17 protein-coding genes are annotated in these 12,840 nt (G+C 46.8%); 1 reads left to right on the top strand and 16 read right to left on the bottom strand.

Features of this window, described 5'->3' with window-relative positions:
* Nucleotides 1–104 precede the first annotated feature (104 nt).
* From HBA55_RS09055 to HBA55_RS09130, 16 genes are all read right to left on the bottom strand, one after another.
* Nucleotides 105–455 (bottom strand): hypothetical protein, encoded by a 351-nt coding sequence (locus HBA55_RS09055; RefSeq protein ID WP_166989671.1) that lies wholly within the window; start codon nucleotides 453–455, stop codon nucleotides 105–107.
* A gap of 55 nt (nucleotides 456–510) precedes the next feature.
* A complete protein-coding gene (locus tag HBA55_RS09060; protein ID WP_240945985.1) occupies nucleotides 511–1,131 on the bottom strand; it encodes a c-type cytochrome in 621 nt (206 codons plus the stop codon).
* Nucleotides 1,132–1,143: 12 nt separating this feature from the next.
* Nucleotides 1,144–2,385, bottom strand: a complete 1,242-nt coding sequence (locus HBA55_RS09065) for a porin family protein (RefSeq protein ID WP_166989673.1) — start codon at nucleotides 2,383–2,385, stop codon at nucleotides 1,144–1,146.
* 26 nt (nucleotides 2,386–2,411) lie between these two features.
* Nucleotides 2,412–2,771 carry a heavy-metal-associated domain-containing protein gene (locus tag HBA55_RS09070; protein WP_166989675.1) on the bottom strand — a complete coding sequence of 120 codons (360 nt, stop codon included), beginning with the start codon at nucleotides 2,769–2,771 and terminating at the stop codon, nucleotides 2,412–2,414.
* A 105-nt stretch (nucleotides 2,772–2,876) separates the two neighbouring features.
* Nucleotides 2,877–3,128, bottom strand: a complete 252-nt coding sequence (locus HBA55_RS09075; protein WP_166989677.1) for a hypothetical protein — start codon at nucleotides 3,126–3,128, stop codon at nucleotides 2,877–2,879.
* A gap of 91 nt (nucleotides 3,129–3,219) precedes the next feature.
* Nucleotides 3,220–3,870: a methyltransferase family protein gene (locus tag HBA55_RS09080; RefSeq protein WP_166989679.1), complete on the bottom strand. Its 651-nt coding sequence runs from the start codon at nucleotides 3,868–3,870 to the stop codon at nucleotides 3,220–3,222.
* Complete coding sequence (locus HBA55_RS09085) at nucleotides 3,860–4,186, bottom strand: DUF2933 domain-containing protein (protein WP_166989681.1); 327 nt, start codon at nucleotides 4,184–4,186, stop codon at nucleotides 3,860–3,862. Before HBA55_RS09085 ends, HBA55_RS09080 begins: the two co-directional genes overlap by 11 nt.
* Nucleotides 4,179–4,451, bottom strand: coding sequence for a DUF5676 family membrane protein (locus HBA55_RS09090; protein WP_166989683.1), 273 nt, complete (start codon nucleotides 4,449–4,451; stop codon nucleotides 4,179–4,181). The genes HBA55_RS09085 and HBA55_RS09090 overlap by 8 nt, the downstream gene beginning before the upstream one ends.
* Entirely contained in the window at nucleotides 4,448–6,940 is a 2,493-nt protein-coding gene (locus HBA55_RS09095) for a heavy metal translocating P-type ATPase (RefSeq protein ID WP_166989685.1), read from the bottom strand. The genes HBA55_RS09090 and HBA55_RS09095 overlap by 4 nt, the downstream gene beginning before the upstream one ends.
* A 109-nt stretch (nucleotides 6,941–7,049) precedes the next feature.
* On the bottom strand, nucleotides 7,050–7,511 hold the full coding sequence (locus HBA55_RS09100; RefSeq protein ID WP_166989687.1) for a MerR family transcriptional regulator: 462 nt from the start codon (nucleotides 7,509–7,511) through the stop codon (nucleotides 7,050–7,052).
* Nucleotides 7,512–7,702: 191 nt separating this feature from the next.
* A complete protein-coding gene (locus HBA55_RS09105; RefSeq protein ID WP_166989689.1) occupies nucleotides 7,703–8,116 on the bottom strand; it encodes a hypothetical protein in 414 nt (137 codons plus the stop codon).
* 157 nt (nucleotides 8,117–8,273) lie between these two features.
* The gene (locus tag HBA55_RS09110) at nucleotides 8,274–8,624 is read right to left on the bottom strand and encodes a hypothetical protein (RefSeq protein ID WP_166989692.1); all 351 of its coding nucleotides are present in this window, start codon (nucleotides 8,622–8,624) and stop codon (nucleotides 8,274–8,276) included.
* Nucleotides 8,625–8,640: 16 nt separating this feature from the next.
* A complete protein-coding gene (locus HBA55_RS09115; protein ID WP_166989694.1) occupies nucleotides 8,641–9,204 on the bottom strand; it encodes a c-type cytochrome in 564 nt (187 codons plus the stop codon).
* 81 nt (nucleotides 9,205–9,285) lie between these two features.
* Nucleotides 9,286–9,585 carry a hypothetical protein gene (locus HBA55_RS37205; protein WP_206019684.1) on the bottom strand — a complete coding sequence of 100 codons (300 nt, stop codon included), beginning with the start codon at nucleotides 9,583–9,585 and terminating at the stop codon, nucleotides 9,286–9,288.
* A 79-nt stretch (nucleotides 9,586–9,664) separates the two neighbouring features.
* Nucleotides 9,665–10,183, bottom strand: a complete 519-nt coding sequence (locus HBA55_RS09125) for a DUF411 domain-containing protein (RefSeq protein ID WP_166989696.1) — start codon at nucleotides 10,181–10,183, stop codon at nucleotides 9,665–9,667.
* 697 nt (nucleotides 10,184–10,880) lie between these two features.
* Entirely contained in the window at nucleotides 10,881–11,723 is an 843-nt protein-coding gene (locus HBA55_RS09130; protein ID WP_166989698.1) for a hypothetical protein, read from the bottom strand.
* A gap of 443 nt (nucleotides 11,724–12,166) precedes the next feature.
* Here HBA55_RS09130 and HBA55_RS09135 point away from each other — a divergent pair, with 443 nt between their 5' ends.
* On the top strand, nucleotides 12,167–12,703 hold the full coding sequence (locus HBA55_RS09135) for an STY4526/YPO1902 family pathogenicity island replication protein (protein WP_206019685.1): 537 nt from the start codon (nucleotides 12,167–12,169) through the stop codon (nucleotides 12,701–12,703).
* Nucleotides 12,704–12,840 lie beyond the last annotated feature (137 nt).

Below are 12,840 nucleotides of genomic sequence, written 5' to 3' on the forward strand. Positions count from 1 at the left end.
TTTATTCTCCCATGACAAGATGCTTCCTCTCAGGTGGTCGCCATCCACCTTGGAGGAAGCATGAAAATTTCGCCTTTCAAAAAGGCGCCTGCTGTCTTTAGTCATTATTTCTTGAATTCCACCATGTCATTTTTTTCCACGTCACCGCTTGATACTCTTGCTCGCGCAAAATGGTCATTAACAACCGAATTGATTTCTACAACACCAACGTACTCGACCCTGTAATCGTCGTCGCCCTCTTCTACAGCACCTTCCCAAACGTAGCGATAAACCTGAAGCTCTTGCCCCGGTTCAGCACCATCCTTACTACCTATGCAGACAACCACTTCATCACTATCGATACCAACCACCTGACCTCTCATAATTTTTTCGTGATAGAACTGACTACCAGCACAAGCAGTTATAAGCCCGACAAAAACCACAAGAAGGCTTGCTCTCACTATTTTGTTTAACATTTTGAATACTCCATTGGGAATAATTGATATAGCATGTAACTAAGTACGTTTAGCGTTACTCGGAAAATGATGCTTTGATATATTTCAGTGCTGCATTAAGGTCAGCATCTGAAAGCTGACTATTTCCACCTCTCGGCGGCATAGCCATCAAACTACCAGAACTTTGGTAGCCATTGATGATATTGCTGAGAAGTTCGCTGTCCTTTTTAGTTAGGCGGCCATTTTTTCTGGTAAAGTCGGGCACACTAGGCAAACCACCCCTACCATCTGCACTATGGCAGGCCATACAGTTATTTTCATAAATACCCTTTCCCAAAAGTTTATCCTGACTCTCATTTACAGAAGCTTTTACCTCAGCATTACTAACACTTCCATTTCTCGAACGGGTATTAACACCTTTCAAAAAGGTCACGATATCCCGAGTCTCTTGTCCAGTTAGACCCGCTCGTACACGCATATGGAACAGGCTAGTAAGCCCATCTTTCAAATCGGTCGGGTTGCGCATATTGTGGCAACGCGCGCAGTTTTCGGACCATGCCTTACTACCTTTGGCAAAATCCCCTGCTTCCGGATAATCGAGTGCATATAACGACTGTGTTGCTAATACCGTGAGTAACAAGAGGGCTGCTTTCTTTCTAACAGTATTTACACATTTCCAGATTAAATTTTTCATCATGGTTCTCCTCAATTAGAAGCCATAAGCCATTTGGAGCAAGAGTGCATCCTGATTAGCGTCGCTACCGGTCTGCCCATCGTTGAATTCGTAAGCTAGCTTTCCGATAAAGCTATTGGTAAAGAGGTAATTGGCCCCTATGGACCACTGCTGTTGGTCTTGGCTGTTATGAGGCGAATCGAAATCTGTATAGCGGGCTACCAATTCCCATTTGGATTGAGGGAATCGATAGGCTCCCTGGGTATACCAGGTCTCCCATGTCGCACCTTCTGATGCGGCAGTACCGCTACCGGTATCAGCGCCAACTTCCGTTTCGACATATTCGCCGCGTAAATTGAACGCTTTGTATTGCCAGTTAAAATCTGCTCCGATCACATCATAATCACGTTCACCTTCACCGTTTAGTACACTACTATCGCCATCCTCAATGGAAGTCACCGTTGCTTTACCACTCGCCGCTGACAGGCCCAGTTCAAAACCAGCGAAGGGAATAATACCCAGGCGGCCGCCCATAACCTTTTCACCATCGCCGTCAGAACCGAATCCCTCAGCCTCCACACCATCCAGTTCAAATTCACCATCTTCGAATTCGGCAATTAATTCCGGTCCATTGCTGAGATAAACAGCGTAGTTAGCCCTAACAGCTCCAATAGGAAATCCACCCCGCAACTGCAAACCCACATCTGAAACCGGAGCCGCACCATCATGGCCAAACCCAGGTGGTGCCGAGGGTAGTTTATTGATCCAGGAGGGATGAAAATTTTGTCGAAATTGACCAATTGGGCTTAAGAATTTTCCGCCCACTAAGACCATATAGTCATTGATAAACCAGTCGATGGTCAGGTATTCAAGGTTCGTTTCAGTCTTACCATCATCGCCTACAGTAAACTCAAGTTCCGATTCCAACATCACCAAATCGCGGTACTGAAAGTGAAAGATGGGAGCGAAAGTACCAACATTGAAACTACCATCCTCAGATTCTGAATCCGTATACCCGACATCAGCATAGCCAGTTATGTGGACTAGATTGTCAGCTTGTAACCGCTCTCCAGCTTTCGCAACATCCTTCTTGATAACCTGAACCTCTTCTTTAGTAGCACTCTTCTTAAGCTGCTGCCTTAGCTGATCCATTTCCTGCTGCATGCGCTCTAAGCGTTCAGCTAGCTCTTCAACAGAGGGCTCAGCTAGCGCCGCTGCTGAAACACTGAAAGCGGTGACAGTGAACATAATAGTGCTCGCTAGTTTATTTGTTTTCATAACTTGTCTCCGTTGTGATATTGGAACTACCTACCGGGTGGTCGCTTGTGACAACTCCAAGGTTCATGGCTGGCGTTATCTTTCACGTTCTGATCGACAAACTTGTAATAACCTTCTTTAAAATGTGTCCACCAATCATCAGCAATATCGCATTCATGCTTCCTAATAATTTCTTCAATCTCATTCAGCTCTCGTTTCGTTGCGTCATAGGCCACCTTGAGTAAACTTTCTGATGGATCTACAGAGACTGCATCTACGCCCAATAGCTTTTCAATTTCTTGAGCGATTAACTGATGGTGTTCAAGCACAGGGCCTTCCAATTTCAAATGACGTACCATCAGAGAGTCTTCGTTCACACCGACTTTGTGTTGCTGCTTACTATCCATAACTCTCTCCTTTGTTTTCCCATCCCCACCTAGCCATTAAACTGATACGGTGAATGACTAGGTAGGGGCTAAACTGCTCGGCTTAAACAACTATCGAATAAACTACTATTTGTGCACTTTCTTGTGGTTATGCACTTTCTTCTTTTTCGGTTTCTCAGCGGCTTCATCGTTGTCTGTCGCAGCCGATTCACCTGCAGATGGCAGCCCTTTGTGCTTGCGGTGGTCATGTTTGAACTTTTTCTGCTGTTCGACTTGCTTCGCTACAGGTTCCTGTTCAGGCGAATCAGATTCGTTAGCCATCGCCATTGAAGACAGACCAAGCGCAATTGATATTAGAGCTGTTAATAAGAGTTTCATGGTTATTCTCCGCTAATCATTTAGTAGTTTGTTTGTACACATCGGATATTTCGTTCTGATCTCATAGGCATTTACCTCTCAAGCTACTCGTTTAATGTTGTTCCACTGAAACCCGGCCAAAGTGGGGAATAAACGCCGGAGTGCTATTTCTGTATTGAATATATTGATCACCAAATTGCTCAATGGCCTGGCGCTCCTCCGCTTTTGAAAGACGGAGGTACACCAACAGTAAAATGGGAAACATGACCAACGTAGGAATGGTTGGCCATTGCAACAAAAATCCAAACATAATCAGGACAAAGGCGACGTATTGTGGATGTCGCATACGCGCGTACCATCCGGATGTAGCTAATACACCGGCCTGCTGCGCCTTGTGTAAAACGCTCCAGGCAGACGCTAATAGGAAGAACCCCAGCACGATCAGTACATTGCTGGCGATATGCAATGGGTCAAAATGAGCGTTGCCCTCAAAACCAAGGATCGTATGCAACAAGTGACCGTTTTCATGAGCCAGGAAATCAACACCAGGGTATTTCTCAGCCAACCAGCCAGACAAGAAGTAAATAGTGAGCGGAAAGCCATACATTTCAGTGAACAAAGCGACGATAAAGGCGGAAAAAGCCCCCAGACTCCGCCAGTCACGTTCCGTCTTCGGCTTGGTAAAACTGAAAGCGAAGAAAATAAAGATGGCTGAATTTAATATGACGAGGGTCCATAAGCCGTACGCTGACTCACCGTGCATTGTCTTTCTCCTTATCGGTTCGCTCTTCACGACCCGCTTTCAAGCCTTCAATATAACCATCGCGGTAGGCCTCATTTTTGTTTGTCTCCTCCTTGAATGAATCATGCGAGCTATCATGATCTGTCGAGTGATGATGCCCGTGCCCACCGTGCATAAAAATGTGCATCAGAGGACATAAAAGCAGGATCAAATAGGGCAAGAATTGAAAAATATGCTCTCGATGTTCGATAAACAGCAAATAGGTTGGAAAAGAGATAAACAGTAAGGCAACCAACCCCTGCGGAGTCATCCAAAAGGATTTATTACTCTTACCCATTTCGGCCTCCGGCGATCAAACGGTTGTAAATGGTTGCAATCAGCCATGCGGTGACCCCCGCCGTTATCGACCAGGCAACCAGCCCGATCAACAATCCAGACCAACGCATATCCCACTGCCAGGTCATCATATCGCTGTGCAACATGGCTCCCGACACATGCATCGCCTGGCTGGGGAGTAAAGCCACAAGTAACGTACACAGCACCCATAGCGCGGCAAAACTGATGGCCGCCGCCAGTGCAAATTTGTTTGCGTTCAGTTTCATTTTTCCACCTCCAGTTGAGCGCGTTTCAAAAGTAGTGAATTGCCGATTACCGTCAGGGAACTCGTTGTCATAGCCACAACACCCACCATGGGGTGTAATAACCCGAGAGCAGCAATGGGAATGGCAGCCAGATTGTAGATCCAGGCCCAAAAGAGATTTTCGAGAATCTTGCGGAAGGTGGCTTTAGACAGCCGAATGGCCTCCACCAGCTTGCTCAGCTCACCCTGTACCAGGGTGACATCCGCTGCTTCAATGGCAACATCAGCACCCGCGCCGATGGCGATACCCACATTGGCCTGTTTTAACGCCGGTGCATCATTGATACCATCACCGACCATGGCCACCCGATCCCCGTGCTCTGCCTGTAACTGCCGAATGGCATCGACTTTACCTTCCGGCAAGACTCCAGCCAGCACCTCGTCGATACCCACCAAGTCAGCAACATGCCGAGCCGTGCGCTCGTTATCGCCAGTGACCATCGCCACCTGTATGCCCATTCTGTGCAGCGCCGCAATCGCCGACTTGGAATCCGCTTTGACCGTATCAGCTACAGCGACAAGTCCCGCAGCACGACCCTCGATTGCCACAAGCATGGCAGTCTTGCCTTCGCTCTCCAGCCGAGTCAGGGCCGTATCCAGCTCTTCTCCAAGTTCAATTTGTAGTTCCATCAGCAAGCGGCGGCTACCAACATGAACCTGCCGACCGTCCACCACACCTTCGACACCCCGGGCGGTGAGAGATTTGAATTGCTTTACGTCCGGAACATTTAAGTCCCGAGAGTCGGCGCCCGCGACAATGGCTTGCGCAAGCGGGTGCTCCGAGCCTGCCTCCACAGACGCCGCCGACATAAGTACTTCGTTTTCTTCAAAACCTTCAGTGGCAAGGACATTCGTTAGCGCGGGCTTGCCCTCGGTAATGGTCCCCGTTTTATCCAGGACGACCATCTTGATATCCTTGAATGTCTGAATGGCTTCGCCGGAGCGAATCAACACACCCCGTTCAGCCCCCATCCCGGAACCCACCATAATGGCCGTAGGCGTCGCCAGTCCCAGCGCGCACGGGCAGGCGATTACGAGTACTGCTACGGCAGCCAAGATTGCAGCCATCAATGGAGAAAGCGTAGGGTCTACCCAGGGCAGAATATTGGCTCCCCAAAGCAAGACCGGACGTAGGGTTTCAGCCATCAGTAGCCACATGACGAAACTCGCCAGTGCGATGACAATAACCCCTGGCACAAATCGAGCGGTTACCCTGTCGGCAAATTCCTGGATAGGTACTTTTGAACCCTGAGCCTCTTCAACGAGGCGAATAACCTGGGCAAGAAAGGTATCGCCCCCAACCCGGGTAGCCCGAACTTTTAGTAGTCCTTCCTTGTTGATGGTAGCGCCTATGACATTGTCACCAATTGTTTTCTCAACCGGAACAGATTCTCCAGTTGCTATGGACTCATCCACATGACTTACACCGTCGACTATCTCCCCATCGGTGGGGATCTTTCCGCCTGGACGCACCAACATCAAATCACCCACCTGTAGCTCAGCAATCGGCACTTCCTCTTCCTTACCGGCGCGCAAAACCGTAGCCGTTTTAGCCCCGAGTGTTAATAAACGCTTGATCGCCTGCGAAGCCCGCCCCTTAGCTCGGGTTTCCAGATATTTTCCTAGTAGATGAAAAGTCATTATCGTGGAGGCCATCTCGATAAAAGATGTCATTGGATAGAAAAAACCAATCAGACCTATCAGATACGGCGGTAAGCTGCCCATGGAAATGAGCACATCCATGTTCGCCGTTCGATTGGTTAGAGATCGCCAGGCCGAGCGGTGCGTCGCCATACCACCCCGCAAAAATACGGCGGGAAACGCCAATAACGCCACGATCAACAAATAGCCGGGAATCGGCTGCCAAAACATCTGGGGAATCATCAGTAACATGATCAAGGTGGTAGGTATTGCCGCAAACCACAGCCTCTGCCAGGCCTCCTTGAGGTAGCGTTCTTCCGAGTCATCTTCAGCGGAGGTTGATACTGAACCTTTATGTACAGAAGTAACGTCGTATCCAGCTTTTATCACCGCCTGTTCTATGAGATCGGCGCTGGATGTTTGACGGTCGTAATCAACCACCACTTTATGCGTGCCGATATTGGCTGTAATTGCATAAATACCTGACAACCTTCGAATAGAGGTGTCAATCAAACCAGCGCAGTGATCGCTACCCATACCGGGAACAGTGAGCGTAAGTTGCGCAACGTTTTCTCTTTTTATAGAGTCAACTTCATATCCACCTCTCTCCACAGCACTTTGCAAATCTGTTAGCTCTAATTGTTCGGTATCAAAGCGCACCGATACTCGATGAAGGGCGATATTGCTTTCAACCAAAATTACCCCTTCTAACCTCATGAGTGATTGCTTCACCAGGCCCGCGCAGTGATCACTGCCCATTCCAGGTACAACCAAATTCGCTTGACCTGTTACACCACCAGCCTTACCCATTCCCCCGTTACTTTTTATAGCTTCAGCTCAAATGACTCTTTCGAACCTTGGACTTCTATTGGGGTGTCAGCGGAACGGACTGAAGCATCTGGACCATTTGTATTGCGATTCATGACTTTGACTCCTGGATATGATTACCGCTGTATTTTTCTGTCAAGTGATTGGCGCTATCCCAAGTTTCGATAAGGTGACAAATACTCTCCCCTGAAGGAGCGCGGTCAGGTAATTCGCGCCAATCACTGGATGCGCATTCCATACGAGCCATCAGTTTCTGCGCGTCGCGCATCTCTTCACGAATGGCCTCCAGTCGCCGGTCGATGAGTTTTCGAACCAACGGGCAAGGGGTATCACCGGACGCCGCCATATCCAGGATTGCCCGAATATCTTTCAGGGTGAAACCCAGTCTTTTGGCCGACAATAGAAAGCGCAGTCGACGTTCTTGCTGTATTCCATAGCGTCGATAGCCGTTGGCTGTATCCCTTTCCGGAGATAGCAAACCCAGCTTTGTGTAGTGCCGAATAGTGTCAGCACTCACATTAAATCGTCTGGCGATTTCAGTTACCGTTTTCATAACACCTTTCATCCTGACGTGTATTCGCAATCAGCTATTGGTTTCGCAAATACTTTCCAGTTACTGTCGGAGCGCTGAAGTTAGACGCACCCGGCCTAGGAATTGATCGTACAACCTGGGTGTAACACCTAGGTCAATAGGTCAATGTTTGGAAATTCCGAAATAACAGGCGCAGTGACGCCTTTCGGAAATTAGGCGTGTTTTGGAGGATGAAAAATACGGGAAGGGAGCCCGTAGGCACGTGCTCCAGCGGAAGCAGCTACAAGAGAGCTGCTGAGTAGGTCGAGATTAACTGATGACTTTTGGAATGCTGCGACTCCACTCACTACGCAAGATGAGGTACATATTCCATCCATGCAATCCATATCGCAATCGTCACAGGACTCAGAGGAAGCAGAGTCGGCAGTCTTTTCATGGCAAGGAGCTTTCGATTGCTCTTCTGCACCTTGATCACCATGATGCCCCATGGGGTGGGCCATGACACCAGAATCCACCATTTCAGCCGAATGGGAACTATCATCCGTCATTTGCGCAGGCATAGCAGCCATTAGAGGCTGAACGATCAACCCCCAAATCACTAATGCTATACCAATCAAACGAATCATAGACACACTCTTAAACTATCTCATTTACAGCATATTATTATTGCTGACATCAATAGTTGACCTAAATCAAATGTTGTATACATGGGTTTCCTTCATAGGGTATAGGTCTGCCCAAAAGAAACACCTTAAACCCTAAATAGTCAGAGGAAGTTGTCAACTACCCCTCCACAGTCTCCTCTAGTTGATCAAGCAACTCCTGCATATCTCTCAGACTGTTTTTCATTGCAGCCAAATAGTCGAGATCATGCTTACTTAAACTAGCACGGACTGAGCTATTCTCCTTAGCCAACGAGTTTCTGAGCAGTAACACAGTACTTCTTAATGTAGACACCTGCCTTTTGATACTCTTTATCTTTTCCGTTTTGCTGGAAGCCACCTGGAAATCTTTTTGGTACTGGAGTATATAAGATCTCTTTTTCTCCAAATCTCTCGCAGGGTCTTCGCCATTGTGGGCATAAACCGTCATAGATATAAACAGCATGCACATTGTAGTTACCAAGTATTTCATTATTTTCTCGCTTTAGTTAATGATGAGATGAAGTATTAGGTTCGTCTCGTGCTGTGATAATTTGATATTGTTCCGGGTTTAATTCAGGCAGTTTCTGCAGGAACGCAACCATCGCCCAAATACGATCATCATCATGTGTTGGCCCCCACGCAGGCATACCTGAGGCTTTAATACCGTGTTTGATAATCCAGAACTGACGTCGAGCGGTTTGCTCGGCATCTGTTTGATCAGGATGATCATGTCCATGCTCTATTGAGGTCTTGCTCAGATTTGGTGGTTTCGGATACAAACCAATACTCATATCGCTTTGCTCCTTTCCAGGCTTCAGGTGGCAAGAAACACACATATCGTTATAGTCAGCGCCACCAGAGAGAAGCAATCCAGGATCATCCAGTGGAGGAACACTGACACTTCCTGAAGCTTTCTTGATGGATTGCTCACGCAGGGTTTCCAGTAACCAATAAGTAAGCTTGTTGTGAGGAACGTCAGCGCCCATAGGATAGGCCCCTGAGTACAGATAGCCCACACCTCCCACCAAAACAACGGCCACAATAAGGACAAGGGATTTAACCATGCTCATTTTATCTTCCTAATGACATCAACAGCCATTCAATAAAACCAGTAGCGGGAAGCAGCTGTGCCTGCCGCCCTACCAGTTAAGTTAATGGTTATGCCCATCCTTATGTTGATTCATCTGATTGGGCTCGCTCTTATCGCCGGTCTTATGCTCCGAATGCCCTGCATGATGTTCATCGTCATGCATTGCGCTCTTACATTTTTTCATCATCGCCAGCATGACCGGATCATTCGCATCCATCTTTGAGTGATCCATATTTTTCATTGCCTCGCATTTTGGCTTTTCCATCTTTTCTTTATGCAGAGACGGGTCGTGAGCATAGACAAATCCGGCGGCAAAAAAACCGGCTAATAAAACATAAATTGCAATCTGTGTTTTCTTCATAGGTAAATCCTCATAACTTCATCAAAATATCGGATAGTTCAAGATTAGTTGCTTTTCTTTCATAGCTTACTCCCACTGTTCACTTTCCAGCCGATAGCCCGCTGATATGCTGATAAACTTCAGAGCTGCCATCTTTTTTCAGCAACAAAACGTCATAGGGGTCAAAGCGATCTCCCACTTCCATACCCGGACTACCCACCGGCATACCGGGTACTGCTAATCCAATGGCATCTTCAGGGGGAGCGGCGAGAAAACGCTGGATGACGGAGCCAGGGATATGCCCTTCAAACACATAGCCATCATTTGTGACAGCGGTATGGCAGGACTGATAACGCGGCGCTATACCTTTATCAGATTTTATCTCGTTCAAATTTGTTGGGTGATGCACTTCGGATTCAAAGCCGAATTCTTCGATATGTGAAACCCACTTTTTGCAGCATCCACAAGTTCGACTTTTATAGACATCCAGCGAGATCGCTTCATCGGAAACTGAACTCGACACAGTGGTTAAACTTGCCTTATCGGAATAGGCAACAACACTCGACAGTAGCAAAGTGGTAGCGACTATCCACCCAATACTTCTAACAACCCATTTCATGCTAACTCCCACAGAGCATAAGGTCTTTTCAGACTTTCTATTTGGGAGTTCTGAGACTCCCGCCAACAACAAACGAGTAAACAGCGCCGAATTTCAGGCGCACTTACCCTGTATTAGCGGGCAATAGGGGGACGAAAGAGAGAAACAGCTAACTGAAGATCAGCCGACTCGTCATAGTGACCGGTTAGCGACTTCAGGCTAGAAGAAAAAGTAGACTGGTATGCAGGCAATGCCACTGAGGAACACCCACCCAAGCTGCAATCACAATCAGGGCAGCAGTCAGCGGTAGCCATTCCATCCAACGAGACCGTATCTGAACCCATATGCTGAGAATGATCCATCACGCCGGAATCCATCATCTGTTCATGGGCCTGCATTGGAGCAGACGGACTTTGGCAAGATACACTCGTAGACGCCACTGCCTGACCGATGAAAGTCATCATCAGTAGCGCTACGATTAAATGTCTGTATTTTGCTGTCCGCATAATTCGGTTTACTGAAAGAAGCCGGTCAATTTAAGTCTCAGGTACATAGAGCACAACGCAGGCAGATTAGTTCAATTCCTTCGATTCTGCAAGGACTCGTTGCGGCTACTTACAAGATACAGGCCCCTCAAAACAACCTTAACCGGCTGTTTTTATTAAATAAATTCCAAAGCATAATTGGTCATATTTTAAACACCCCTCGTCCTTTCATGCTAGTCTGTGTCACATAACTTGTAACTGTTACGCGCATCTTTCTCTATCAGCCCTGCCATATACAGGTTTATCAGCACCTGTCTGATCTCATCGATATCGAGTTCATATTGTGCTGCTTTGATCCTCCGAATGACTGGCTGTACCTGACCTCGAATAATATCGTTAGAAAGATTGACTATTTTCCGTCGCTGCTCAGAATCATCGATGGACACTTCTGGCTTGATAGCATCATCCGTTTCTTTATCATCCCATAAAACATCGTGCCGCATGGAATTTGCAAGGCTAATCGCTCCCAGCGTAATAACTTCTAATAACAATGCCAGTAATCCATAGCCCAAATTTCTGATCGTTTCTGTACTTACACCAAAAAGCCGTCCCAGGATTGAAAAGAAGCGTGTAATTGGCACCTCATTCATCGCCGTATCCTTGCCAGCACTCGAAGATCGCTCCATCAAGCCTATCAGCGAACTTTTTAGCTCACGTATTCTCTCTGCGTTTTTTTCCCCTTCAACCCATTGTCGGTGATACTCACTATTTAGGCGCTTTTCCAGCAAACGCTCATGGTGATCTATCTCCTGCCTAACCGCACTCATTCGCTCTTGCAGCGCCCTATATTCCACAGACACCAATCGAGAGTTGTTGATTGCAGAAAACTCTGCAGAAAGGAAAAATGCGCAACTGGCCAGCAACGAGAATCCAGTAAGGACCAAAGCCATAACACCATAATAATGACTGCGCTGCCTTTCTGACCAAAACAAATATTTGCCGAAATCGATACAACACCCGACCAGGATAAACAAACCCGCTGCCAGTAGACTTTTACTTAGCCCGTTACCGATCATGACATCACTGGGTGACACGCCCGACAAAGAAAGAGCAAACAAGCTCGTTAGAATCATGCTAACAAAGCAAAAAGTGTATTTAACAATCTGAATTAGGCGCATCTAAAGCCCGTATATCATGCATTGGACAAGGCCACCATAATCCTATTCGCGTTTGTTCTAATCCATATTCTTCCTTTCCTCGAAAGATAAAACTTTTTGAGAATCGACTTCGTATCTAATGAAATCACGCCCTTCATACTCCCCGTGTTCATAACAATATCCGCTTACTATTCATTAAAACCAATGCCTTTAAACCTAGGTGTTAACACCTTGTTTTGCATAAACTTTCTTCTAATTATGAAAAGTTTCTCAACGTTATTTTTCTTCGTTGTCAATAGTATGGAATTGCTACCGAACAACATGGACTGACCTACCGTCAGGGAACGATGGAGTTACGATTTATGGCCAACTTTGAAGATAAAATGTGCCGCTCTGCAGCGAAGACATTGATGTTATCCCTTGAATCTCTTCAATCTATTCATTTTGAGACTCATAAGCTCTCCGATGAATTACTCACCGCAATGTCCAGGCTTAATCTTACAGAACAAAAATCACTTATTAACCGTGCTCGCTACTTTCTCAACATTGGCCTAGACGAAAAAGCGCTGAAGAGGCAACTTAAAGAGCTGGAAGACATGCGCGAAGAGCGCGAATTAGAAGATACGTACCTTTTTCATGGCGCACCATTGATTCTAATGCGCCGATTATTTGGTATGCATGCGTCTGAGTTTTCTCGTCGTCGCAACATCCTTAATATTCGAGGAGCAGGCAGCGGAAGACCTCCATTGTGCAGCGAGGAAACCGATCATCTGGTCTGGAAGACTTGGCAGCACCATAAACAACTGGAGGAGCGTGAGCGTTTTCTCAAAATAGCCGACGAAACCAACCTGGATCTTCACCTAATCTGGAGCGCTTTACGCGAACATATTGACACCTGACCATCATGAATGTCGCCTGAATACCTCTTCTCCTTCCCCAGATACGGTATAATCATTTATCCCTAAATGGACTCCAACCTTCAAGGAGAACAATGGATGTTTACAAGTAACTCTTTCCGTATTTCCTATCTAATAGC

The organism is Pseudomaricurvus alkylphenolicus, from assembly GCF_011683955.1.
In the GTDB taxonomy this organism is placed as follows: Bacteria; Pseudomonadota; Gammaproteobacteria; order Pseudomonadales; family Cellvibrionaceae; genus Pseudomaricurvus; species Pseudomaricurvus alkylphenolicus.